The following is a 23,780-nucleotide window of genomic DNA, read 5'->3' as shown; positions in this document are numbered from 1 at the left end:
TCCCGCTTGATGAACCTCACATGTCATATTTGTGTAGTTCGTGTCACAATTCTCCGTGCCTATATCTGAGGTTTAACCACCGTAGCGGGCCAGAAAATCTTCCGCGCTCAGGTTGCGAAAATCCTGCAGCGCCAGGCGCAGCCGGTCGTGCTCCCAATCCCACCAGGCAAGCCTGTCCATCCGTTCGCCGATCTCTTTCGGAAAGCGCTCGCGGATTGGTTTGGCCGGCACGCCGCCGACGATCGAGTAGGCCGCGACGTCCTTCGATACGACGGCGCCGGCGCCGATCACCGCGCCGTTGCCGACGCTGACGCCGGGAAGGATCGTCGCCCCATGGCCGATCCAGACGTCGTTGCCGATCGTCACGCGGTTTGCGCGCCGCCAGGCAAAGAAGTCCTCCTCCATGTCGCCGTCCGGCCAGTAGTCGGCGGCGCGATAGGTGAAATGATGCAGCGTCGCGCGCCAGGTCGGGTGATTGGTGGCGTTGATGCGCACGGCGGCGGCGATATTGACGAACTTGCCGATCGTCGCGCACCAGACGGAACCGTCCTGCATGATGTAGGAATAGTCGCCGAACGTCGCTTCGCTGATACGGCAGCGTTCCGAGACCTCGGTAAAGCGCCCGAAGGTGGAATCGCTGACGAATGCCGTCTCATGGACATAGGGCTCGATACCCAGCTTGCGGCTCATGCGGCGATCTTTCCGGGAGAGAAAAGCTGAACGTCGAGAATGCGGTCGGCAACGGCTTCCCGCACTTCCTCATCGTGGAAGATGCCGAGAAGGGCGACGCCGGCCTTCTTCTTCTCCTCGATCATGCCGACGACGACGGCACGGTTGCGGGCGTCGAGCGAGGCAGTGGGTTCGTCGAGAAGCAGGATCCTGTGCTCGGTGATGAAGCCGCGGGCGATATTGACCCGCTGCTGCTCGCCGCCGGAAAAGGTGGCGGGCGGAAGCTGCCAGAGCGCTTGCGGCAGATTGAGCCTGGCAAGCAGGGCGCCCGCCTTTTCCCGCGCCGTGCCGGCGTCCTCGCCGCGCGCCACCAGCGGTTCGGCGACCACGTCGATCGCCGCGACGCGCGGCACGGTGCGCAGGAACTGGCTGACGTAACCGAGCGTATGGCGCCGCACGTGGAGCACGGTGCGGGGATCGGCGGCGGCGAGATCAACGATGCGCCCGTCGTGGCGGATGAGGATCTGACCGGTGTCGACGGCATAATTGCCGTAGATCATCTTCAGCAGCGAGCTCTTGCCGACGCCTGACGGACCGCCGAGCACGACGCATTCGCCTGAAGCGACCGAGAAGGCGACATTGGAGACGACGGGCAGCCTGATGCCGTCGCGCAGATGCATGGTGAAGCTCTTCGAGACTTCGGAAACGACGAGGGGCGTTGCCATAATTTCTTCTTTCCTGGTTTGGGCTCAGACCTGCAGGATCGAGGAGACGAGCAACTGCGTGTAGGGTTCACGCGGGTCGTCGAGCACCCGGTCGGTCAGCCCGTGTTCGATGACGTAGCCGTCCTTCATCACCATCATGCGGTGCGAGAGCAGGCGGGCGACTGCGAGATCATGGGTGACGACGATCGCCGAGAGGCCGAGATCGTTGACGAGACCGCGCACCAGATCGAGCAGGCGCGCCTGCACCGAGACGTCGAGGCCGCCAGTGGGTTCGTCCATGAAGACGAGGCGCGGGCCGGTGACGAGATTGCGGGCGATCTGCAGGCGCTGGCGCATGCCGCCGGAAAAAGCGCGCGGCTGGTCGTCGATGCGGTCGGCGTCGATCTCGACCCGTTCCAGCCAGTCGATCGCCGAGGCACGGATCTTGCCGTAGTGCCGGTCGCCGATCGCCATCAGCCGTTCGCCGACATTGGCGCCGGCCGACACCGCCATGCGCAGGCCGTCAGCCGGGTTCTGGTGCACGAAGCCCCAGTCGGTGCGCATCAGGAAGCGCCGCTCGGCCTCGTTCATCCGGTAGAGATCGCGGTAACTGCCGTCGCGCATGTGATATTCGACGCTGCCGGTGGTCGGCAGCAGCCGGGTGGAGAGGCAGTTCAGCAGCGTCGTCTTGCCGGAGCCGGACTCGCCGACGATGGCAAGCACTTCGCCCGGCCAGAGATCGAAGGAGACGTCGCGACAGCCGATGCGGTTGCCGTAGAATTTCGAAACGTCATGAACTTTGAGAAGCGGGATATCGCTCATTCTGCAGCCTCCCGGGCCAGCATTTCGCCGGCGTGCCCTTGCGCGCGGCGGTCTTCGCAATGATCGGTGTCGGAGCAGACGAACATGCGCCCGCCCTTGTCGTCGAGAACCACTTCGTCGAGATAGACATCCTGGCCGCCGCAAAGGGCGCAGGGCTTGTCGAAGCGCTGGATATCGAAGGGATAGTCCTCGAAATCCAGGCTGACGACGTCGGTATAGGGCGGAACCGCATAGATGCGCTTCTCGCGTCCGGCGCCGAAGAGCTGCAGCGCGTCCGACATGTGCATCTTCGGATTGTCGAATTTCGGCGTCGGCGACGGGTCCATCACGTAGCGGCCGTGCACCTTGACCGGATAGGCATAGGTCCTGGAGATCCGGCCGTTATGGGCGATATCCTCGTAGAGTTTCACATGCATCAGGCCGTATTCTTCGAGCGCGTGCATCTTGCGGGTCTCGGTCTCGCGCGGCTCGAGGAAGCGCAGCGGCTCGGGGATCGGCACCTGATAGACGAGCACCTGGCCGTCCTTAAGCTTTTCTTCGGGAATGCGGTGGCGCGTCTGGATGATCGTCGCATCGCCGGTATGCGTCGTCACCGCGACATTGGCGACCTTCTGGAAGAAAGCCCGGATGGAAACGGCGTTGGTCGTGTCGTCGGCACCCTGGTCGATGACCTTCAGCACGTCATCCGGCCCGATGATCGAGGCCGTCACCTGCACGCCGCCGGTGCCCCAGCCATAGGGCATCGGCATTTCGCGCGAGGCGAAAGGAACCTGATAGCCCGGAATGGCGATCGCCTTCAGGATGGCGCGGCGGATCATCCGCTTGGTCTGTTCGTCGAGATAGGCGAAGTTGTAGCTGGCCAGATCGCTCATTCGGCGGCTTCCTTCATGTCTTCGCCGCTGCTGCGGGCGGCTTCGAATTCACGGCGCATGCGGCGGACGAGATCGAGTTCGGCCTGGAAGTCCACATAATGCGGAAGCTTCAGGTGCTCGACGAAGCCGGTCGCCTGGACGTTGTCGGAATGGGAGATGACGAATTCCTCGTCCTGGGCCGGCGCGGTGATATCCTCGCCAAGCTCTTCAGCCCGCAATGCGCGATCGACCAGCGACATCGCCATCGCCTTGCGCTCGCTCTGGCCGAAGACCAGGCCGTAGCCGCGGGTAAACTGCGGCGGCGCCTTGGCCGAACCCTTGAACTGATTGACCATCTGGCACTCGGTGACCTGGATCACGCCGAGCGAGACGGCGAAGCCGAGTTCGGGCACGTCGAATTCCACCTCGACCTCGCCGATGCGGATCTCCCCGGTGAAAGGGTGGTTGCGGCCGTAGCCGCGCTGGGTGGAATAACCGAGCGCCAGCAGGAAGCCCTCGTCGCCGCGGGCAAGCGCCTGCAGGCGCAGATCGCGGGTCATCGGAAATTCCATCGGCTCGCGGGTCAGGTCGCCGATCTCATGATCCTCAGGCATGTCGCCATCGGCCTCGATCAGCCCCTCCTCGCCAAGGATCTCGGAGACCCGCATGACGCGGCCGGTCTCGGCAGCGCGCTGGGCAGGCGTCTCGACCGCCTCGTCCTCAAGCAGCGAGGGATCGAGCAGGCGGTGGGTGTAATCGAAGGTGGGTCCAAGAAGCTGGCCGCCCGGCAGATCCTTGTAGGTCGCCGAGATCCGGCGTTCGATCGTCATGTCAGCCGTGTCGAGCGGCCTGGAATAGCCGAAACGCGGCAGCGTCGTGCGATAGGCGCGCAGCAGGAAGATCGCTTCGATCATATCGCCGCGCGACTGGCGGACGGCGAGTGCTGCGAGCGTGCGGTCGAAAAGCGAAGCCTCGGCCATGACCCGGTCGACGGCGAGCGCCAGCTGCGCCACGATCTGGTCGATGCCGATTGCCGGCAGCGAACGGTCGCCGCGGCGGCGGTCGGCGAGCAGGCGGTGGGCATTGGCGATGGCGGCCTCGCCACCCTTGACGGCAACATACATGAGCTCAGATCTCCGTTGCTGTGATCTTGGTGGTGCGCGGCAGGCAAAGAAAACGTGTCGCCGATGTCAGCACGATGTCGATACCGCGCGGGAAAAGCGCGCGATTCTCGGTCCAGAGCCGCAGGAAGGTCTCGGGCAGGCCGACAGGCGCGATTTCCGCCACACTCTGGATGCCGGGACCCATCAGCGCCAGCCTGCGTCCACCCTCGAGTTCGGAAAGTTCGATGACGAGCGTCGTCGAGCGGTCGGGATATTCCTGCGTGCCCGAGGCGAAGAGGCTGAAGGGGCAAAGCGGGATGACTGCTTCCGTGAACGCGAAGCGTGCCTCGGACTTTTCGGCGGTCAATGGCGCGCCGGTGTGGAAGCCGAGCCATTCCGGCACGGCGGATTTCGCCAGCCCCTGGGAAAGCCAGACTGATGTGTCGTGGTCGCAAAGCGTCAGCGCGATCGTGCCGGCGGCGATGCCGAGCGGCGCCGGCGGCGCGATATCGGGCTGAACGGTCTGGATCGTGCCGGGGCGGGCCATGCCGTCCATCAGCATCTTGAAGACGCTCTGAGCGTGGAAGACCGGGTCGGCAAAGCCGCCGGTCAAGGCTTCTGTCTTCAGGCCCATCAGTTGTCTCCCCTGACCATGGTGAAGAAATCGACGCGGGTGGCAGCCGTCTCGTCCGCCTTGCGGCGTTCGGCTGTGGCGATCCGTTCGGCGATCGGCACGAGCAATGCCTGTTCGACGAAATCCTGCGTCGCCTCTTCCTGCCAGAGCGCATCGAAGATCGCCGCCAGCCGGGCCTTCTCGCGATCGGTGCCGAGCGCCTGGGCATGGCCGACCGAGCCGGAGTCGAGCCGCACCGTGGCCCGGGTCACCGTCACTTCGCCGAGGTTGAAGGGAGCGCCGCCGCCGCCGATGCGGCCGCGGACCATCACCAGCCCGGTCTCCGGTCCGCGCACCGGATGTGTTGCGGGCTTTTGCGGCAAAGCATCCCAGACCGCCGAGAGTTCGCTGCGTTCCGCGCGCGCCAGCAGATCGGCGGCGCGTTTGCGCCCGGATGCCGTCTGTGACGCAGCGTCTGTCCTGTCCGCTGATATCATTGCCGCTTTCCTTAAAATGTCTATTGATATAGACAACCATACAAGCTATACTTAGTCCTAAATCGATGTCGTGACAAGCGTGTGACATCGGGCGCGGGAAATGGCGGGAACGAATGGCGGGATTGAAGCAGGTGCAAAGGCAGACCGGCGTGGCGCTCTGGCGTCAGATCGCCGATCGGATTCGCGAGACGATCGGCAACGGTACCTATGACGAAACGGGAATGGTGCCGCCGGAAACGGCCCTGGCGCTGCAATTCGGCGTCAACCGCCATACGGTGCGCAGCGCCCTGGCGGCGCTGGCGCAGGAAGGCATCGTCCGTGCGGTACAAGGTCGCGGCACGCTGATCGAGCGCAAGGAGCGGCTGAATTTCCCGATCACCCGGCGCACGCGCTTCACTTCAGGCATCGGCGACCAGGCGCGCGAAATGCGCAGCCTTCTGCTCGATGAGGTGCAGGAGGAAGCAAGCGCCGAGGTGGCCCGCTGGCTGGGTCTGAAGCAAGGGGAGCAGGTCATCCGGCTGGAAACATTGCGCCAGGCCGACAAGCGGCCGGTTTCAAAGGCGACAAGTTGGTTTCCCGCCGCACGCTTCGCCGGGATCGGCGAGGCCTATCGCAAGCGCGAATCGATCACCAAGGCCTTCGCCGATCTTGGCCTGTCGGATTATGTCCGTGCGACGACCGAAGTGACGGCCGCCCATGCGAACACGGCTGACCTCGCCGATCTGGAACTGACCCCCGGCGCGATCCTGCTGATCGCCAAGGCGATGAACACCGATCTCGACGGTGTGCCGGTGCAATACTCGATCAGCCGGTTTGCGGCCGACCGGGTGCAGTTCACCATCGAGAATTGAGAACAGCCTTCCCTGTCGGAACAGGGAAGGCAATTGCATTCAGTGCGCGCCGGACATGTCGCCGAGCACTTCTTTCGACGCGACGGTGGAATCCGCCTTCAGCTTGTAGACCATCGGCACGCCGGTCGCGAGGTTGAGGGCGAGCACGCCTTCCTTGGTCAGCTTGTCGAGCACCATGACAAGCGAGCGCAGCGAATTGCCGTGTGCGGCAACCAGCACCTTCTCGCCACGCAGGACGCGCGGAAGGATTTCCGTGAGATAGTACGGCCAGACGCGAGCGCCTGTGTCGCGCAGGCTTTCGCCGCCGGGCGGCGGGACGTCATAGGAGCGGCGCCAGATATGCACCTGTTCCTCGCCCCATTTGGCGCGGGCGTCGTCCTTGTTGAGACCGGAGAGATCGCCATAGTCGCGCTCGTTCAGCGCCTGGTCGCGGATCGTCGGCAGATCGGGCTGGCCGACCTTGTCGAGAATAAGCTTCAGCGTGTGCTGCGCGCGCACCAGCACTGAGGTATAGGCGACGTCGAATTTGATTCCGTATTCGGCCAGTGCCTTACCGCCGGCATTGGCTTCCTCGATGCCGAGCGCCGTCAGATCGGGATCCTTCCAGCCGGTGAAGAGATTCTTCAGGTTCCAGTCACTCTGGCCGTGGCGAACGAGGACGAGGGTACCGCTCATGAATATGCCTCCGAGATGTCGTTATTGGGAAGAAAGCCCGAGCACGTCGAGCATGGAATAGAGACCCGGCTTCTTGTCGCGCGCCCAGAGTGCTGCCTTGATGGCGCCGCGCGCAAAGATCGACCGGTCGGCAGCGCTGTGCGACAGGGTGACGATCTCGCCTTCGCCGGCGAAAAGCACCGAATGCTCGCCGATGACGGAGCCGCCGCGCAGCGTCGCAAAACCGATCGTGCCCGCCTCGCGGGCGCCGGTATGGCCGTCGCGCACCCGGACCGATTTCGAGGCGAGATCGATGCCGCGCCCCTTGGCCGCGGCCTCGCCGAGGAGGAGGGCGGTGCCGGAAGGCGCGTCCACCTTGTGCTTGTGGTGCATTTCCAGGATTTCGATATCCCAGTCCTCAGGCTCGAGTGCGCGGGCGGCCTGCTCGGCGAGCACGCTGAGCAGATTGACCCCGAGGCTCATATTGCCTGACTTGACCACGCGGGCATGACGGGCTGCCGCGGCGATCTTGGCGTCGTCGTCGGCCGAACAGCCGGTCGTGCCGACGACATGGACGATGCGGGCCTGCGCGGCCAGCCCCGAGAATTCCGCTGTCGCGGCCGGCGAGGTGAAGTCGAGCACGCCTTCGGCATGCAGAAAGGCATTGAGCGGATCGTCGCCGATGAGGATGCCGCTCGGGCCGAGACCGGCAATCTCGCCGGCATCCTTGCCGATAAAGGGCGAGCCAGTGCGCTCGACCGCCGCATGCAGCGTGGCGCCCTCGATGGAATGGATGAGCCGGATCAGTGTCTGCCCCATGCGCCCGGCTGCGCCAACCACCACCAGTTTCATCGCAGCATCGCTCATCTCAGTCTCACTAGGTCAGTTTGAATCGGAGGCCGAAGGCCTCTGCAGATTGTTGAGGCGAGCGTAAAGACCGTCGCTGACCTTCGCAAGCGTCTCGTGATTGCCTTCCTCGACGACGCGGCCCTGCTGCATGACGACGATCTTGTCGGCGCGCACCACGGTCGAAAGCCGGTGGGCGATGACGACGACAGTGCGCCCCGTCATTGCCTCGTCGAGCGCCTTCTGCACGGCCGCTTCGGATTCGGTATCAAGGGCAGACGTCGCCTCGTCGAGCAGCAGGATCGGCGCATTGCGCACAAGCGCGCGCGCAATCGACAGCCGCTGGCGCTGACCGCCCGAAAGCGTCACGCCGTTTTCGCCGACCGGCGTGTCGTAACCCTGCGGCTGCGCTGAGATGAAGTCATGTGCATAGGCAAGCCGGGCCGCTTCTTCCACGTCGGCATCGCTCGCTTCCGGCCGGCCATAGCGGATATTGTCGCGGATCGTGCCCTCGAACAGGTAAGGCTGCTGCGAGACATAGGCGAGCTGATGGCGCAACGATTTCTTGGTGATGTGGGCGATGTCCTGTCCGTCGATCAGGATTTCGCCGTCGCGCGGATCGTAAAAGCGCGGAATGAGGTTGATGACCGTGGATTTGCCGGCCCCCGAAGGACCGACCAGCGCCGTGGTCGCGCCGCCCTCGGCGATGAAGCTCACACTGCTCAGCACGCTCTCATTGCCGTAGCCGAAGGAAACATTGCGGAATTCGATCCGGGCTTGCGTCACCGTCAGCGGCTGGGCATCCGGCAGGTCGCGCTGGCGTGGCTCCATGTCGAGCAATTCGTAGATCATTCGCGCATTGACGACGGCCCGCTCCATCTGCACCTGCAGGCGGGCAAGCCGGCGGGCCGGGTCATAGGCAAGCAGCAGCGCCGTGACGAAGGAGAAGAAGGCGCCCGGCGGCACATTGTAGTAGATCGAGCGGTAGGCGGCATAGGCCAGCACGCTGGCAACGGCAAAACCCGCGAAACTCTCGGTCAGCGGAGAGGTGCGTTCGGAAAGCCGGGCAATCCGGTTCGCCCTGTTTTCAGCACCCTTGATGAGCTTGGTAACCTTGCGTTCCAGCTCGTCCTCCATCGTGAAGGCTTTCACGATGGCGATACCCTGGATCGTCTCCTGCATGGCGCCGAGAACGTGGCTGTTCAAATGCACCGCTTCACGGGTCGCCGAGCGCAGCCGCTTGGAAACATAGCGCAGCGCATAAAGCAGCGGCGGGGCCATGATGAACACTGCAAGGCTGAGCAACGGATCCTGGAGGATCATCACGGCGAGCAGCGACACGAAGGTGAGCAGGTCGCGCACCGTCGAGGTGATCGTCAGGTTGAGCACATCGCGGATGCCGCTGACGTTCTGGCTTACCTGCGCGGCGATATGGGCCGAGCGCGCCTCGCTGAAGAAGCCGACCGACAGCGTCATCAGATGCGAATAGAGCCGGCGCTGGTAGCGCGCGACGATATCGTTGCCGACCTTGGACAGCGCCACCGCCTGGCCGTAGCTCGCAAAACCGCGCAGCACGAAGGCGATGAAGATCGAAAGACAGATGATCCAGACGACGTCGGCGCGCCGGTTGGCGAAGGCCTCGTCGATGATCGCCCGCATGATCCAGGCGGTAAACGCCGTCGAAAGCGCCACGACGATCAGGCAGGCAATCGCAAAGACATAGCCCCAGAGATGGTCGCGGCCGTTTTCAGCGATGATGCGCTTCAGGATGCCGGTTACGGTATCGCTGCTGACGCTCTGCATTCTGCTTTCCGCCGCTTCCAAATATCGGGTTTCCTGTCTCGCGCCAAACGCGGCGCAGGGTGCGACGCGTACTTTTGCCGGCTCTATAAAGAGTTGGGATTGGTTTGGCTAGAGCGCCGCCCGCCCGGGTGGCGCACGCGCCGGGCTCAGCGCCGCCAGCGGCGGCCCTCCGTCGAGACGCCGAAATCCGCCGGCATGCGGGCATAGGAGGAAAGCCCGGCAAGGGCTGCCAGCGGATGCGTCACCACATAGGTCGGGATGGTGCGAAGCAGCGCCGTATGCGGCGCCTTGTCCTCGAAGGCCAAGCGGAATTCCGGCCTCCTCAGCGCCGGCAGGATCTTCTGCGAGATGCCGCCTGAGAGATAAACGCCGCCGCGCGCCATGAACACCATCGCCATGTCGCCCGCCACCCGGCCGAGATAGGTGGCAAACAGCGAGACGGTCTCGACCGCCGCCTTGTCGCTGCCGGCAAGCGCGTGCGAGGTGATGTCGGCGGGATCCTTCATTGTCGGCTGGATGCCGTCGACCACGCAGATGGCATGGTAGAGGTTGACGAGGCCCCGCCCGCAAAGGATCTGCTCGGCCGACACGCGCCCTTCGATCGTCTCGATATGCGGGAAGATTTGATAGTCGCGTTTGCTGCGCGGTCCGAGATCGACATGGCCGCCTTCGCCCGGAACCGGGATCCAGCTGTGCTGGGCATGCACCAGCCCGCCGACACCGAGCCCGGTGCCCGGTCCGAGCACGACGCGCGACGCGATCATGTCGCCGGTGGCGTCGCCGATGCGTTCGCGGTTCTCATCCGAAAGGGCGGCGACTGCGAGCGCCTGCGCCTCGAAATCGTTGACGACCAGCACGTCCTCCATGCCGAGGCCCTCGATCATCGTCTTTGGCCGCACCACCCAGTCGCAATTGGTCAGCGGGATCTCGTCGTCGTTGATCGGGCCAGCGACAGCAAGGATCGCCGAGCGCGGCGGCACGGCCGTTTTGTCGAGCACCCCCTGCTGGATCGCCTCGTCGATGGTGGCGAAATCTGCCGTGCGCACGTTCGGAAACTGTTTCGGCTCGGCATAGGCGTCGGTCAGGATGGAGAAGCGGGCATTCGTGCCGCCAATATCGCCGATCAGGATCGGGAAAGGCAGCGGAGCGGTGCTGTGGTTCGGTTTTGGCATGGCCGGTTCCGTGCTGATCAGGCTTCGAGTGTGGGAAGAAGTTTTATAGCGGTCGCGTGATTGAGCGCCATTGGAATATCGTAAACGATGGCCAGCCGCATCAGCGCCTTCACGTCGACATCGTGAGGCATCGGCGTCAAGGGGTCGACGAAGAAGATCAGGGCCCCGACCTCGCCGGTCGAAATCAGCGCGCCGATCTGCTGATCGCCGCCGAGCGGTCCGCTTTTCAATCTGGTGACGTCGAGATCCGGGGCGGCGTCGAGCACGCGCCCGCCGGTTGTGCCGGTGGCGACGATCTTCCAGCGGGAGAGAATGTCGCTGTGGGCGCGGGCGAACGCCGCCATGTCGTCTTTCTTCTGGTCATGCGCAATCAATGCAAGGCATTTGCCGCCGGCCATGAACCCAATCTCCGCCCGTGCAATTCAATCGATTTGACCGCTTCTATACCAAGAATTTGCGATTTGAAAGACAGCGCCCTGTCCCTCCGCCTCGGGGGTTCTCATTGGATCGCCGGCTTGTCGTTCGGAACCGGGCCGACATCCGGCAGTGCCCCATCGAGATCGGCGGCCGGCTCTGCTGCCGGAGCGGCAGTCAGCGCGCTCGCGGCGGAAGGCCCGCCATAGGTGGCGGCCTGCATCGAGGCGACAGACGCGGCATCGAGTACGGCGGCGCAGGATTTCGGCAGGTCGGAAACCATCATCTCGCGCGGCGGCTTCGGTGGCTTGGCGCCGGGCTTCGGCGGTTTCGGCGGCGCCCAGGGGGCCGGCGTGAACCACCAGGCGAGCGACTTGTCGCAGCCGTCGCCGGCGGCGACAGGCGCCTGCGGCGTGCATCCGGCAGCGCCGGCCGGGCATTTGATGCGAATGTGGAAATGCGAATCATGGCCGTATTCCGGCCGAAGCTTGCCGAGATTGGTGCGGTCGCCCGTCCAGGTGTCGCACATCTTCTTCTTGATCGCCGGGTTGACGAAGATGCGCTCCACCTCGGGATAGCTTGCCGCCAGCATCAGCAGCCGCGCCCGCGATTGCGTCCACACATTGGGGTCGACGGTCAGGAACTTGTCCTTCTGCAGCATGGTGGTGAACGGCAGGTCCTCGCGTTCATTGGCCGTCATGCGGCGCGCCGGCATCGGCGTGAACCAGACGTCGGCATCGAGACCGATCTGATGCGAGGCGTGACCGTTGAACATCGGCCCGCCGCGCGGCTGCGCGATGTCGCCGACGAGAAGGCCCGGCCAGCCGGCATATTTGACCCCATCCTGCGAAAGACGTTCGAGCAGCGAAATCATCGCCGGATTGCCCCAGCGCCGATTGCGCGAAAGCCGCATCGCCTCCCAGGTCGGCCCGTCGGCCGGGAGCGCCACCGCACCCGTCATGCAGCCCTTGGCATAAAACCCGATCGGCTGCGCCGGTCCCTGCGTCGGCAGGCCGACGGCGCCGAACTGGCCCTTGGCGCTGCCGGGGCTCGGCGTCTTTTGCTCGGCGCCGACATCGCCGGCGGCAAGGCTTGCGCCGATTGCCCCGGCAAGCGTCAGTTTGCCGAATGTCTTGAAAGCCTGAGCGAAGCCGAGAGCCATGCTGTTTCCTTGAGAAGTGATTTGCGTTCGAATCTATCGTGAAAAGTGATTTTGGTGAATCGATGTTTTGGCCGGCGAGGATAGGCGGCAGCGGTGACGGATCGCCGCAGCGTTGCACCGCAAGTTGCGAGGGGAGTGACACCAACGGCTCAAATTTTCGCGAGTCCGGCAAAAACCAAACTCTCACCTGTTTTTCGCCTGTATTTTTCGTATTGTCGAACCCACCAATAATGAGGGGAAAGAGTGAATGGCGGCTTTGTGGTCGAAGATCGGTTTGTTTGTATCGCTGACGGGTGTCTTGGCGCCCATGACGGCAGTGGGTCAGGACCAGCCGTTTCAGATCGGCAGTTCCGTCATCAGCGAGATGAAGTACAAGCCGGGCTTTGCGCATTTCGATTACGTCAATCCCGATGCCCCAAAAGGCGGAGACCTGCGTCTTTCCGCGAGCGGGGCCTTTGACACATTCAACCCCCTGCTGGCAAAAGGCCAGACAGCGATAGGCCTGTCGCTTACCTACGACACGTTGATGAAGCCGGCGGATGACGAACTGCTCGTCTCCTACGGTCTGCTTGCCGAGGGGCTATCCTATCCCAGTGACGTCTCCAGCGCGACCTTTCGCCTGCGCAAAGAGGCGAAATGGGCGGATGGTCAGCCTGTAACCCCCGAAGACGTCATCTTCAGCCTGGATAATACCAAGGAGTTGAACCCCCTCGCCGGGAACTATTACCATCACGTTATCAAGGCGGAAAAGACCGGGGAGCGGGACGTAACCTTCACATTCGACGAGAAGAACAATCGCGAACTCCCGAACATTCTCGGCCAGTTGATGATCGTGCCGAAACATTGGTGGAAAGCGCCTGGACCGGATGGCAAGCCGCGCGACATTACCAGGACGACCTTGGAGCCCGTGATGGGTTCCGGGCCTTACAAGATCGCTTCCTTCTCGCCCGGCGCAACAATCCGTTATGAACTGCGTGACGACTATTGGGGCAAGGACCTCAATGTGAATGTCGGCCAGAACAATTTCCGCAACGTCATCTACACTTATTTCGGCGATCGGGATGTCGAGTTCGAAGCCTTCCGCGCCGGCAATAGCGACTACTGGCAGGAGACTACGGCCTCCCGCTGGGCGACGGGATATGATTTTCCGGCAGTGAAGGAAGGACGCGTCAAGAAAGAAGAGGTTGCAAATCCGCTACGCTCCACCGGCATCCTGCAAGCGCTCGTGCCCAATATGCGGCGTGACCTTTTCAAGGATGAGCGGGTCCGTGAGGCGCTGAACTACGGCCTCGATTTCGAGGAGCTGAACCGAACCGTCGCCTTCAACAGCTACAAGCGCATTGACAGCTATTTCTGGAACACCGAACTCGCCTCCTCAGGCCTGCCGCAGGGGCGCGAACTGGAAATACTGCAGGCCATGAAGGACAAGGTTCCGCCTGAGGTCTTCACGACGCCCTACACCAATCCGGTCGGGGGCGATCCGCAGAAAAGCCGCGACAACCTCCGCAAGGCGATTGCGCTTCTGAAAGATGCCGGTTGGGAGCTGAAGGGCAACCGCATGGTCAATACCAAGACCGGCCAGCCGATGAGTTTCGAGATACTGCTGTCGAGCCCAATGTTGGAGCGCTGGGCGGTGCCTTATGCCAGCAATCTCAAGAAAATCGGCATAGATGCGCGGGTTCGGACAGTCGACGCTTCGCAAGCCGTAAACCGCGAACGCAGCTTTGATTACGATATGATCTGGAATGTCTGGGCGGAGACGATGAATCCGGGCAACGAGCAAGCCGACTATTGGGGATCCGGCTCGGTCAACCAGCAGGGCTCTCGCAATTATGCCGGCATTGCGAATCCGGCGGTCGATGAACTCATCCGCATGATCATCTTCGCACCCAATCGTGCGGAACAGGTCGCAGCGATCAAGGCAATGGATCGCGTATTGCTCGCAAATCACTACGTTATTCCGCTGTTTTACCGCGATACCTATAACATCGCCTATTGGAACACTGTCACGCATCCGGCCGAGTTCCCGGCCTACAGCCTTGGCTTTCCCGATGCCTGGTGGTCCACCACGGCAAAATGAGCGGACTTGCATTGCAGGGGCCCTCGGCTCCAAATGGCACGAACGGATCACGACACGCCGGCAGGGCCGGCAAGGGAAGGCTGGCGGATTGAGCGGCATTGGACTGGACGGCGGGCAGACAAGAATGAAATTTCCGGAGGCTGAAAGCTGATGGGCGCTTATGTCATTCGCCGCCTGCTTTTGATGATCCCGACCATTGTCGGCATCATGGCGATTTCCTTCATCGTCATTCAGTTCGCCCCCGGCGGGCCGGTCGAGCAGGTGATCGCCCAATTGACCGGTCAGGCCGATAGTGCCGACCAGCGCCTGTCCGGCGGTGGCGATCTTCTCGGCGGCGGCAGCGACGAAGGCTCCAAATATCGCGGCGCCCAGGGGCTCGATCCGGAGCTGATCGCCAAGCTCGAAAAGCAGTTCGGCTTCGACAAGCCGCCGCTGACGCGTTTCGGCGAGATGATGTGGAATTACATCCGCTTCGATTTCGGCGAGAGCTTCTTCCGCAATACCTCCGTCCTCGATCTCATCAAGGAGAAGCTGCCGGTGTCGATCTCGCTCGGCATCTGGATCCTGATCTTCTCCTATGCCATCTCCATCCCGCTCGGTATCCGCAAGGCGATCAAGGATGGCTCGACCTTCGATGTCTGGACGTCGGGCGTCATCGTCGTCGGTTACGCCGTGCCGAGCTTCCTCTTCGGCATTCTCCTGATCGTGCTTTTCGCCGGCGGCTCCTTCTATGACTGGTTTCCGCTGCGCGGCCTGGTCTCCGATAATTTCGACCAGCTCGCCTGGTGGCAGAAGCCGCTCGACTATTTCTGGCACCTCACCCTGCCGCTGATTTCGCTGTCGCTGGCCGCTTTCGCCACGACGACGCTGCTGACGAAGAACTCCTTCATCGAGGAGATCAAGAAGCAGTATGTGGTCACCGCCCGCGCCAAAGGCCTGAACGAGCGGCAGGTGCTTTATGGCCATGTGTTCCGCAACGCCATGCTGATCATCATCGCCGGTTTTCCTGGCGCCTTTATCTCCGCCTTCTTCACCGGCTCGCTGCTGATCGAAAACATCTTCTCGCTGGATGGTCTCGGCCGTCTCGGCTATCTCTCGGTCGTGAACCGGGATTACCCGATCGTCTTCGCCACGCTCTACATCTTCTCGCTGCTCGGCCTTGTCGTCAGCCTGGTTTCCGACCTGATCTACACCTGGATCGATCCACGCATCGATTTCGAGCGGAGGGACGTCTGATGGACGCCGCCGCAAATCCTGCTGTCACAACACCCGTCAAGCCGCCGCGCAAGGGTCTGCTGTCACCGACCAACATTCGCCGCTGGGAGAATTTCCGGGCGAACGGCCGCGGTTACTGGGCACTGTGGCTGTTCCTGCTGCTGTTCATCCTCAGCCTGTTTGCCGAATTCCTTGCCAACGACCGGCCGATCATCGCCTCCTACAAGGGCCAAATCCTCTTCCCGGTTCTGGTCGACTATCCCGAAGAGAAGTTCGGCGGCTTTCTCGCGGAGACCGACTACCGATCTTCGGTGATCGCAGACGAGATCAATGCCAATGGCTGGATGGTCTGGCCGCCGATCCGCTATTCCTATCGTTCGGTCAACTCGAACATTCCGCATTCAGCGCCGACCGCCCCCTTCTGGCTGATGACCAAGGAGGAGCGTTGCGCCGGTTATCCCCAAGGGGCGAACGATCCTGCCTGCACGCTCGGCAATCTCAATTGGCTCGGCACCGACGACCAGGCCCGCGACGTGCTGGCACGCGTCATCTACGGCTTCCGCATATCGGTGCTCTTCGGCCTGGCCCTGACCATCTGCTCGGCCGTCATTGGCGTGACGGCAGGCGCCGTGCAGGGCTATTTCGGCGGCTGGACCGATCTCCTGCTGCAGCGCTTCATCGAGATCTGGTCGTCGATGCCGGTGCTTTATATCCTGCTCATCATCGCCGCCATTCTGCCTCCCGGCTTCTTCGTGCTGCTCGGCATCATGCTGCTCTTTTCCTGGGTCGGCTTCGTCGGCATCGTGCGCGCCGAATTCCTGCGCGCCCGCAATTTCGAATATGTCCGCGCCGCCCGCGCGCTCGGCGTCAACAATCGCACCATCATGTGGCGCCACCTGCTGCCGAACGCCATGGTCGCGACCCTGACCTTCCTGCCCTTCATCCTCTCCGGATCGATCACCACGCTGACGTCGCTCGATTTCCTCGGCTTCGGTATGCCGCCGGGCTCCCCTTCGCTCGGCGAGATGATCGCCCAGGGCAAAAGCAATCTACAGGCACCCTGGCTCGGGCTGACGGCTTTCTTCGCCATGTCGATCATGCTGTCCCTGCTGATCTTCATCGGCGAGGCCGTGCGCGATGCCTTCGATCCGAGAAAGACGTTTCAATGAGTGACATGACAGAGCCGCTCCTTTCCGTCCGCGATCTCTCGGTTGCCTTTCATCAGGGCGGCCAGACCTCGCTTGCCGTCGATCATATCTCTTTCGATATCGCCAAGGGCGAAGTCGTGGCGCTGGTCGGCGAATCCGGTTCCGGCAAGTCGGTCTCTGCCAACTCGATCCTGCGGCTTTTGCCTTATCCTTCGGCAAGCCATCCCTCCGGCGAGATCCGGTTCAAGGGCAAGGATCTCCTGAAGGCGTCGGAACGGGCGTTGCGCAAGGTGCGCGGCAACGACATTACCATGATCTTCCAGGAGCCGATGACCTCGCTCAATCCGCTTCATTCGATCGAGAAGCAGATCGCCGAGATCCTGGCGCTGCATGAGGGTCTCACCGGCCAGCCGGCGCGCCAGCGCGTACTGGAATTGTTGAACCAGGTTGGCATCCGCGAGCCGGAAAAGCGGTTGAGGGCCTATCCGCACGAACTCTCCGGCGGCCAGCGCCAGCGCGTCATGATCGCCATGGCGCTCGCCAACCGGCCGGAATTGCTGATCGCCGACGAGCCGACCACTGCGCTTGACGTCACCGTGCAGGCGCAGATTCTCGAATTGCTCCGGCAGTTGAAGACCATGCACGGTATGTCGATGCTGTTCATCACCCATGATCTCGGCATTGTGCGCAAATTCGCCGATCGCGTCTGCGTCATGACCAAGGGCAGGATCGTCGAAACCGGAACGGTCGAGGAGGTCTTCGCCAATCCGAAGCATGACTATACCCGCCACCTGCTTGCCTCCGAACCGCGCGGCGAGCCGCCGCTCGCCGACCCGTCAAAGCCGATGGTGATGGAAGGGTCCGACATTCGCGTCTGGTTCCCGATCAAGGCAGGGCTGATGCGCCGCGTCGTCGATCATGTGAAGGCGGTTGACGGCATCGATCTTTCGCTGCGTGCCGGGCAGACGCTCGGCGTCGTCGGCGAGTCCGGTTCCGGCAAAACCACGCTCGGCCTGGCGCTCACCCGGCTGATTTCGTCGCAAGGGCGGATCGCCTTTGTCGGCAAGGATATAGCCGGCTATTCGTTCAGCGAGATGCGGCCGCTCCGCAACCAGCTGCAGGTGGTCTTCCAGGATCCTTACGGGTCGCTCAGCCCCCGCATGTCGGTTGGCGATATCGTCGCCGAAGGGCTGAAGGTGCATGAGCGCTCATTGACATCGGAAGAGCGCGATAAGCGCGTCTGCTGGGCGCTGGAGGAAGTCGGTCTCGATCCCCTGACCCGCTGGCGTTACCCGCACGAATTCTCCGGCGGCCAGCGCCAGCGTATCGCGATTGCCCGCGCCATGGTGCTGAAGCCGCGTTTCGTCATGCTCGACGAGCCGACCTCCGCGCTCGACATGAGCGTGCAGGCCCAGGTGGTCGATCTCCTGCGCGATCTGCAGAAGAAGCATGACCTCGCCTATCTCTTCATCAGCCACGACCTGAAGGTGGTGAAGGCGCTCGCCAACGACGTCATCGTCATGCGTTTCGGCAAGGTGGTGGAGCAGGGCCCGTCATCGGAAATCTTCCGCGCTCCGAAGGACGAATACACCAGGGCGCTGATGGCGGCCGCCTTCAACATCGAGGCGGTGCCGACATCCGCCGTGCAGCAGTAAAGATCATCATGCCGACACCTCCTCCCGTTCTCGTCGATATCAAGTTCAATCCCGAAGGCGTTGCCCGCGCGCTGGAGAAGGCGTTTCCCGATCGCGGCAGCATCAATCTCGCAAACCCTGCCGATCGGGGGCGGGATCTCAGCGAAGCGGAATATGCGCTGCTCTGGAAGCCTGATGCCGACCTTTTCGTTCGGGCGCCGAACCTCAAGGTGATCTTTTCAGGCGGCGCCGGCGTCGACCATATCATCGGCATGAACGGCCTGCCCGAGATCCCGATCGTGCGTTTCGTCGACCGCAGCCTGACGACCCGCATGAGCGAATGGGTGGTCATGCAATGCCTGATGCATCTGCGTGCCCAATATTCCCATGATATCCATCAGCGGCGGCGCCAATGGGCCAAGCTGATCGCGCCGGAGGCGGCGGAGGTCACGGTCGGCGTCATGGGCCTTGGCATTCTCGGGCTGGATGCGGTCGCCAAGCTGAAGGTCATCGGGTTTAGCGTCATCGGCTGGTCGCGCACCCGCAAGGAGATTGACGGCGTCGAAACCTTCGATGCCGGCGCCTTGGATGGCTTCCTGGCAAGCACCGACATCCTGGTCGGCCTCCTGCCGCTAACCCCTGAGACGACAGGCTTCTATGATAGCGGGCTATTTAAGAAGCTGCGTCGCAACGGCGCGCTCGGGCGCCCGGTCTTCATCAATGCCGGCCGCGGCAGAAGTCAGGTCGAAGCCGATATCGTTTCCGCCATCCGCGATGGCATCCTCGGCGGCGCTTCCCTCGATGTCTTCGTGGCGGAGCCGCTTGGTTCAGACAACCCGCTATGGGAACTGGAAAACGTCTTCCTCACGCCGCACGACGCGGCGGTTTCCGAAGAAAACGCGCTGTTCCGTCACGTCGAGACGCAGATCGCCCGTTTCGAGCGCGGCGAGCCGCTGCAATTCCTGGTCGACCGCGCCGTCGGCTATTAGTTTAAGCGTCGGGAACCTTCCACACAGCCCACCGTTTTCTCTGCGGAAGTTCTTTGGGCCGGATCGGCCTGTCAAGACAGCGGAAGGAGACGATGATGGCGCATCAGACGGAAACACGCTGGGAAAAGTCCGACGGCAAGCTTCATAAGGAAGAGCAGATCCCGCCGGTAAAGGCAAGGCAAGGGCGCGCGGGGTATCGCATCCTGCTGGTGCTGCTCGCCGCACTGGTGCTCGCTTTCGTGGTCTGGATCCCCGTCGAGATCTGGGGCAAGCGCGAAGCAAACGAGGTGGCGCCGCAGCAGCCCGGCCAGCAGTTGCAGTCGCAGCAGCCCGGCACGGCACCTGCGCCAACACTGCAAAACGGTACTGCGGTTCCGACCGAGACTGAGAATACGGCGCCGGCTGCCCCCGGTGTTGCGCCTGCAGCGCCGGCCCAACCTGCGGCGCCGGCCCAATAAACAGGCGGTGGATCACCATCGCATTCCGCCGCCACGTGCGGCGGAATGCTTATTGTTTTGTCTGGACTTTGTCTGTCGATTTTTCGATAACAAGGCGCACGAGCCGGTTCGTGCGCCGGCCCGGAACTTCGCAACACCCGGGAATTTGGCGGCACCTGACCGGAGTGGACAGGGGCAGGAATTTTATGGCCAGGACCGATATTGCAAGACGCGTCTACAATCACGCCTGGAAACTCGATCCGATCATCCGCAGCCTGATCGACACCGACTTCTATAAGCTCCTGATGCTGCAGATGATCTGGAAGCTTTACCCGGACGTGAACGCATCCTTCACGCTCATCAACCGCACCAAGCGCGTTCGGCTCGCCGATGAGATCGACGAAGGCGAATTGCGCGACCAGCTCGATCATGCCCGCACGCTGAAACTCTCCAAGAAAGAGATGATCTGGCTGGCGGGTAACAGTTTTTACGGCCGCGCGCAGATCTTCGAGCCGGAATTCCTTGCCTGGCTTTCCAATTTCCAGCTCCCCGAATACGAGCTGTCGAAGAAAGACGGGCAGTATGTCCTTGATTTCCACGGGTCCTGGAAAGAAACCACCATGTGGGAGATCCCCGCACTCGCCATCGTCAACGAGTTGCGGTCGCGCTCGGCGATGAGGGCGCTTGGTCCCTTCACCCTCGATGTGCTCTATGCCCGCGCCAAGGCGAAGATGTGGTCGAAAGTCGAGCGGCTGAAGGAATTGCCGGGCTTGCGCATCTCCGATTTCGGGACCCGCCGCCGTCACAGTTTCCTCTGGCAGCGCTGGTGCGTCGAGGCGCTGAAGGAAGGCATCGGCCCGGCCTTTACAGGCACCAGCAACGTTTTGCTGGCGATGGATTCCGATCTCGAGGCCGTCGGCACCAATGCGCACGAACTGCCGATGGTGGCTGCTGCCCTTGCGCAAACCGACGAGCAGTTGCGCAACGCGCACTACAAGATCCTGCGCGACTGGAACAAGCTCTATGGCGGCAACCTTCTGATCGTACTGCCGGATGCTTTCGGGACTGCCGCATTTCTGCGCGACGCGCCGGAATGGGTCGCCGACTGGACCGGCTTCCGCCCCGACAGCGCCCCGCCGATCGAAGGCGGTGAAAAGATCATCGACTGGTGGAAGAAGATGGGCCGCGATCCGCGCCAGAAGCTGTTGATCTTCTCCGACGGTCTCGATGTAGACGCCATCATCGACACCTACCGGCATTTCGAAGGCCGCGTACGCATGAGCTTCGGCTGGGGCACCAACTTGACGAATGATTTTTCCGGTTGCGCGCCGACCGAGATCTCTGGCCTCAATCCGATCTCGGTCGTCTGCAAGGTCAGCGACGCCAACGGCCGTCCAGCGGTAAAACTCTCCGACAATCCGCAGAAGGCGACGGGAGACCCGGCAGAGGTCGAGCGCTACCTGAAATTCTTCGGCGCCGAGGACCGGATCGATCAGACCGTTCTGGTGTAGGCAAGCGACACGGCGCCGCCATCCCGCGGCACATTGTTATGCCCGGCCATCGCATCCTCGATCGACCAGCCGAAACGCCAGGCGTCGAACATCGAGTACCATTCCTGGAAATCGGTGATCGGCAGGATATCCGGTTTCGACATCGGATTGTCAGCCAGGCTGCGGCCACGCGCACGGTCCCGTACGCCACGCTCCTGCATCGCAAGTAGAGTCTCGAACATCGTCACCCCCTTGGTCCTATCCGATAGATTTATGCAATCATGCTAATAAAGCATTGTCGAGTCCGGATACGATAATTGGAGTTTTTCACAGGATTAGCCCCAATTCGCTAGATCGGCATGATCACGGCCGAAACCGGCTCGCGGCCATTCAATCGCGATCAACGCAAGCAGCGTGACGGGGAGGCCCGGCTTCCTGGCTGGGGTCCGCCGCCGAGCCTCCCGGCTGGCCGAATCTTCTGAAAACCGGCAGCATCGACAAATTGCCGCTTTCCGCTGGGGTCGATCCAACTGTGATGAGCGGAAGAGTTAGCCGAAGGTTAATATCCACCGGCATCGTCTCAATCCAACACAACCCGCAGGCTGGCGAGCATCCCCTCGGATCTATGCGGCCAATCTGCGAAACCGCGTTCTGATCCGGTCGAGATAATAATGGCCTGGAGACGATGCTGCCGTCATCGCAAGCGCTTCGGAGGAGGGAACGCCGTCGAACAGACGTTCCTCGCCGTTCTTGAAACAAATTCTGAGCCGCCCGTCTTCCTGGCTGAAATAGACGGATTTGATGATTCTCGACTTTACCGAAAGTTCTTCCACCTGTTTTACCTCTGTTTTTTGGTTTGGCAGAACCTAAACCCAAACGTGCAAAGACGCGGTGAAGCCGCATGGTAAAAATTCAGGAATCTTGCGATGCGTTGGCGGGCGTCGACATGACCTCGTCCGAGATATTTTCAATCGGAGGTGATGGCAGTCGGTCCTCCACGGGAAGGAGGGCCTCGAGGGATATGGCGACGTTGGGACGCTGTCGCAACGGATTTACATCATCATCTCTGCAATCACGTCAGCATCCCTGTCGTCGATGCCGAACAGGCCGAAGCGGAGTTGATCACCCCAATTGGTGCCCGGCTGCGTAAAGGAAAGCCGCTCCAGCAAGGGCCGGACCGGAGTTTCCTCCGCGGGCTGCCAGTCGACATCCCGCCGCCAAGGCTTGAACCCGGTTTCCATCTCCACCTGGTAGGGTGATCTATCGCGCGCCACACCGATCGCGGTAAAGGCTTGCAGACGGTCGTTGCCGCCAAAAGTCACAGTCGGTGAATAGTAAATGACCCGGTCGCCCGGCCTGATCCGCTTGAGCGGCGGAGCCTTTCCGTGACAAACCTGCATAAACCCGGCTCGGCGGCCGATCCGGACATGCTCCGCCGAGGCAACGGCGATCCAGGCGTCCGCCATGCTCACATCTCCTCGGTCAGCGCGTAGACACGCAGACGATGTCCGTCGGGATCGACAGCGACGAAGCTCCGGCCGAAGTCGAGTTCGGTCGGCGGCAGGGCGATGGTGGCCCCTTCGCTTTCCATTCCGCATGAGTGGCGTCGACGTCGTCGCGGCCCTTCACCTTGAAGCCAATCTCGCAGTCGTGGGGGCAGGCTCCACGCCCGCCTTGCCCCACAGCCCCAAGGCGAGACCGGATGGAAGAACGAACAGAACGAAGGTCGGGCTCACCTCTACCGGCTCGCTCCCGAAAAGCCCTGCATAAAATTGCGCGCTGGTAGCGGGGTTCGTCACATAGAGAAGAATGTTGTTGGTATCGGTCACGAGAGGCTCCTGTCATTTGTTGGACAGGTATGACCCTACGGCATGCTACTGCCAGTTTCTGGCAGTAGCATCGCACGAAGCGACCTCGATCACATTATTGCTTGTACATGCAAAGATATTGACTCGCGAAGGCACCCAAGATATTGCATGTGCATACAAATAATATGAGAGAGGCCGATGAGTGCCGTAACCGTCTACACCGATTATGTTTGTCCCTTCTGCCTGCTCGCGGAGCAGGTCTTGTCCGACGCAATCGGCGAGCGCGCGATCTCAATATCCTGGCGTGCCTTCGAGCTGAGGCCCGATCCCGCGCCGACGTTGCGCCCGGAGGACCCATACCTTCCTGCCGTCTGGAGCAAATCCGTCTATCCGCCTGCGGAGAGGCTGGGCGTCCTCATCCGTCTGCCGTCGATTTCGCCTCAGCCGCGAACGGCCAAGGCGTTCGAGCTTCTTGCAATGGCGCAGGACAAGGGGCTGGATCATCCATATTCGATGCGGGTGCTGCGTGCTTTCTTCAGGAAGATCGCAACATAGGCGACCCCGAAATTCTGATCGAGCTGGCAGCGGATGCGGGCCTTGACCCAAAGGAGGCTCGGCAGGCGCTCGAAAGCGGCACTTATGCCGAACGCCATCGTCAGGCGCTACGCCACGCGCATGAAGACATGGCGATTACGTCAGTCCCCACGATTGTCGTCGGCGAACGGGTTTTCCGGGGAACGCCGCCATTGGACGATTTGCGACAAGCAATGGACCAGCTCGGCCCTATCGGCAACATCGCAGAACGTCACGAGCACTAG

At 62.2% G+C, this 23,780-nt stretch carries 24 protein-coding genes and 2 pseudogenes; 9 read left to right on the top strand and 17 right to left on the bottom strand.

Annotation, left to right across the window (positions count from 1 at the left end):
- Window positions 1–72: 72 nt before the first annotated feature.
- Genes ACS4RS_RS06905 through phnG form a run of 7 tightly spaced genes read right to left on the bottom strand, consistent with a single transcriptional unit; the run spans window position 73 to window position 5,259 of the window.
- Window positions 73–690 (bottom strand): DapH/DapD/GlmU-related protein, encoded by a 618-nt coding sequence (locus ACS4RS_RS06905; RefSeq protein ID WP_439011573.1) that lies wholly within the window; start codon window positions 688–690, stop codon window positions 73–75.
- On the bottom strand, window positions 687–1,394 hold the full coding sequence (gene phnL, locus ACS4RS_RS06900; protein ID WP_439011574.1) for a phosphonate C-P lyase system protein PhnL: 708 nt from the start codon (window positions 1,392–1,394) through the stop codon (window positions 687–689). The genes ACS4RS_RS06905 and phnL overlap by 4 nt, the downstream gene beginning before the upstream one ends.
- 24 nt (window positions 1,395–1,418) lie before the next feature.
- A complete protein-coding gene (gene phnK, locus ACS4RS_RS06895; RefSeq protein WP_003589280.1) occupies window positions 1,419–2,195 on the bottom strand; it encodes a phosphonate C-P lyase system protein PhnK in 777 nt (258 codons plus the stop codon).
- A complete protein-coding gene (locus ACS4RS_RS06890; protein ID WP_439011575.1) occupies window positions 2,192–3,067 on the bottom strand; it encodes an alpha-D-ribose 1-methylphosphonate 5-phosphate C-P-lyase PhnJ in 876 nt (291 codons plus the stop codon). Before ACS4RS_RS06890 ends, phnK begins: the two co-directional genes overlap by 4 nt.
- Window positions 3,064–4,170: a carbon-phosphorus lyase complex subunit PhnI gene (locus tag ACS4RS_RS06885; protein ID WP_439011576.1), complete on the bottom strand. Its 1,107-nt coding sequence runs from the start codon at window positions 4,168–4,170 to the stop codon at window positions 3,064–3,066. The genes ACS4RS_RS06890 and ACS4RS_RS06885 overlap by 4 nt, the downstream gene beginning before the upstream one ends.
- 4 nt (window positions 4,171–4,174) lie before the next feature.
- The gene (phnH, locus tag ACS4RS_RS06880; protein ID WP_439011577.1) at window positions 4,175–4,783 is read right to left on the bottom strand and encodes a phosphonate C-P lyase system protein PhnH; all 609 of its coding nucleotides are present in this window, start codon (window positions 4,781–4,783) and stop codon (window positions 4,175–4,177) included.
- A complete protein-coding gene (gene phnG / locus ACS4RS_RS06875; RefSeq protein WP_439011578.1) occupies window positions 4,783–5,259 on the bottom strand; it encodes a phosphonate C-P lyase system protein PhnG in 477 nt (158 codons plus the stop codon). The genes phnH and phnG overlap by 1 nt, the downstream gene beginning before the upstream one ends.
- Before the next feature lie 113 nt (window positions 5,260–5,372).
- Here phnG and phnF point away from each other — a divergent pair, with 113 nt between their 5' ends.
- Window positions 5,373–6,110: a phosphonate metabolism transcriptional regulator PhnF gene (gene phnF / locus ACS4RS_RS06870; protein WP_439011579.1), complete on the top strand. Its 738-nt coding sequence runs from the start codon at window positions 5,373–5,375 to the stop codon at window positions 6,108–6,110.
- Window positions 6,111–6,149: 39 nt separating this feature from the next.
- On the opposite strand, the gene ACS4RS_RS06865 is transcribed toward phnF, so the two are convergent.
- From ACS4RS_RS06865 to mepA, 6 genes are all read right to left on the bottom strand, one after another.
- A complete protein-coding gene (locus tag ACS4RS_RS06865) occupies window positions 6,150–6,785 on the bottom strand; it encodes a 2,3-bisphosphoglycerate-dependent phosphoglycerate mutase (protein WP_003589269.1) in 636 nt (211 codons plus the stop codon).
- 21 nt (window positions 6,786–6,806) lie between these two features.
- Window positions 6,807–7,631 (bottom strand): 4-hydroxy-tetrahydrodipicolinate reductase, encoded by an 825-nt coding sequence (gene dapB, locus ACS4RS_RS06860; RefSeq protein WP_439011580.1) that lies wholly within the window; start codon window positions 7,629–7,631, stop codon window positions 6,807–6,809.
- A gap of 15 nt (window positions 7,632–7,646) precedes the next feature.
- Entirely contained in the window at window positions 7,647–9,434 is a 1,788-nt protein-coding gene (locus ACS4RS_RS06855) for an ABC transporter transmembrane domain-containing protein (protein ID WP_439011581.1), read from the bottom strand.
- Window positions 9,435–9,559: 125 nt separating this feature from the next.
- Window positions 9,560–10,585, bottom strand: coding sequence for a glucokinase (locus ACS4RS_RS06850; RefSeq protein WP_449313923.1), 1,026 nt, complete (start codon window positions 10,583–10,585; stop codon window positions 9,560–9,562).
- A 17-nt stretch (window positions 10,586–10,602) separates the two neighbouring features.
- Window positions 10,603–10,983 (bottom strand): methylglyoxal synthase, encoded by a 381-nt coding sequence (locus tag ACS4RS_RS06845; protein WP_003589264.1) that lies wholly within the window; start codon window positions 10,981–10,983, stop codon window positions 10,603–10,605.
- A 101-nt stretch (window positions 10,984–11,084) separates the two neighbouring features.
- Window positions 11,085–12,161 carry a penicillin-insensitive murein endopeptidase gene (gene mepA, locus ACS4RS_RS06840; RefSeq protein WP_439011583.1) on the bottom strand — a complete coding sequence of 359 codons (1,077 nt, stop codon included), beginning with the start codon at window positions 12,159–12,161 and terminating at the stop codon, window positions 11,085–11,087.
- Between the two features lie 247 nt (window positions 12,162–12,408).
- On the opposite strand from mepA, the gene ACS4RS_RS06835 reads away from it, so the two are divergent.
- The 7 genes from ACS4RS_RS06835 to pncB all read left to right on the top strand — a co-directional run bounded on the left by ACS4RS_RS06835 (window position 12,409) and on the right by pncB (window position 21,175).
- Window positions 12,409–14,241, top strand: a complete 1,833-nt coding sequence (locus ACS4RS_RS06835) for an extracellular solute-binding protein (protein ID WP_439011584.1) — start codon at window positions 12,409–12,411, stop codon at window positions 14,239–14,241.
- 150 nt (window positions 14,242–14,391) lie between these two features.
- Window positions 14,392–15,477, top strand: coding sequence for a microcin C ABC transporter permease YejB (locus tag ACS4RS_RS06830; RefSeq protein WP_439011585.1), 1,086 nt, complete (start codon window positions 14,392–14,394; stop codon window positions 15,475–15,477).
- Window positions 15,477–16,625: an ABC transporter permease gene (locus tag ACS4RS_RS06825; protein WP_439011586.1), complete on the top strand. Its 1,149-nt coding sequence runs from the start codon at window positions 15,477–15,479 to the stop codon at window positions 16,623–16,625. The genes ACS4RS_RS06830 and ACS4RS_RS06825 overlap by 1 nt, the downstream gene beginning before the upstream one ends.
- Window positions 16,622–18,259, top strand: a complete 1,638-nt coding sequence (locus tag ACS4RS_RS06820; protein WP_439011587.1) for a dipeptide ABC transporter ATP-binding protein — start codon at window positions 16,622–16,624, stop codon at window positions 18,257–18,259. Before ACS4RS_RS06825 ends, ACS4RS_RS06820 begins: the two co-directional genes overlap by 4 nt.
- 8 nt (window positions 18,260–18,267) lie before the next feature.
- Window positions 18,268–19,227: an NAD(P)-dependent oxidoreductase gene (locus ACS4RS_RS06815; RefSeq protein WP_439011588.1), complete on the top strand. Its 960-nt coding sequence runs from the start codon at window positions 18,268–18,270 to the stop codon at window positions 19,225–19,227.
- A gap of 92 nt (window positions 19,228–19,319) precedes the next feature.
- Complete coding sequence (locus ACS4RS_RS06810) at window positions 19,320–19,685, top strand: hypothetical protein (protein WP_439011589.1); 366 nt, start codon at window positions 19,320–19,322, stop codon at window positions 19,683–19,685.
- A gap of 185 nt (window positions 19,686–19,870) precedes the next feature.
- The gene (gene pncB / locus ACS4RS_RS06805; protein ID WP_439011590.1) at window positions 19,871–21,175 is read left to right on the top strand and encodes a nicotinate phosphoribosyltransferase; all 1,305 of its coding nucleotides are present in this window, start codon (window positions 19,871–19,873) and stop codon (window positions 21,173–21,175) included.
- Here the strand turns inward: pncB and ACS4RS_RS06800 are convergent.
- The 4 genes and pseudogenes from ACS4RS_RS06800 to ACS4RS_RS06785 all read right to left on the bottom strand — a co-directional run bounded on the left by ACS4RS_RS06800 (window position 21,157) and on the right by ACS4RS_RS06785 (window position 22,983).
- Window positions 21,157–21,396: a CrpP-related protein gene (locus ACS4RS_RS06800; RefSeq protein ID WP_439011591.1), complete on the bottom strand. Its 240-nt coding sequence runs from the start codon at window positions 21,394–21,396 to the stop codon at window positions 21,157–21,159. The two genes, pncB and ACS4RS_RS06800, sit on opposite strands and share 19 nt — an antisense overlap.
- A 381-nt stretch (window positions 21,397–21,777) precedes the next feature.
- Window positions 21,778–21,987, bottom strand: coding sequence for a KTSC domain-containing protein (locus tag ACS4RS_RS06795; RefSeq protein ID WP_439011592.1), 210 nt, complete (start codon window positions 21,985–21,987; stop codon window positions 21,778–21,780).
- Window positions 21,988–22,206: 219 nt separating this feature from the next.
- A complete protein-coding gene (locus ACS4RS_RS06790) occupies window positions 22,207–22,620 on the bottom strand; it encodes an EVE domain-containing protein (protein ID WP_439011593.1) in 414 nt (137 codons plus the stop codon).
- A gap of 2 nt (window positions 22,621–22,622) precedes the next feature.
- A pseudogene (locus ACS4RS_RS06785) lies at window positions 22,623–22,983 on the bottom strand (VOC family protein).
- 177 nt (window positions 22,984–23,160) lie between these two features.
- On the opposite strand from ACS4RS_RS06785, the pseudogene ACS4RS_RS06780 reads away from it, so the two are divergent.
- Window positions 23,161–23,780 (top strand): annotated as a pseudogene (locus tag ACS4RS_RS06780) (DsbA family oxidoreductase).

It is taken from the genome of Rhizobium sp. F40D2 (assembly GCF_051810745.2).
Lineage (GTDB): Bacteria > Pseudomonadota > Alphaproteobacteria > Rhizobiales > Rhizobiaceae > Rhizobium.
The sequence above is the reverse complement of the archived record's forward strand: the minus strand, read 5'-3'. Positions and strand labels throughout refer to the sequence as shown.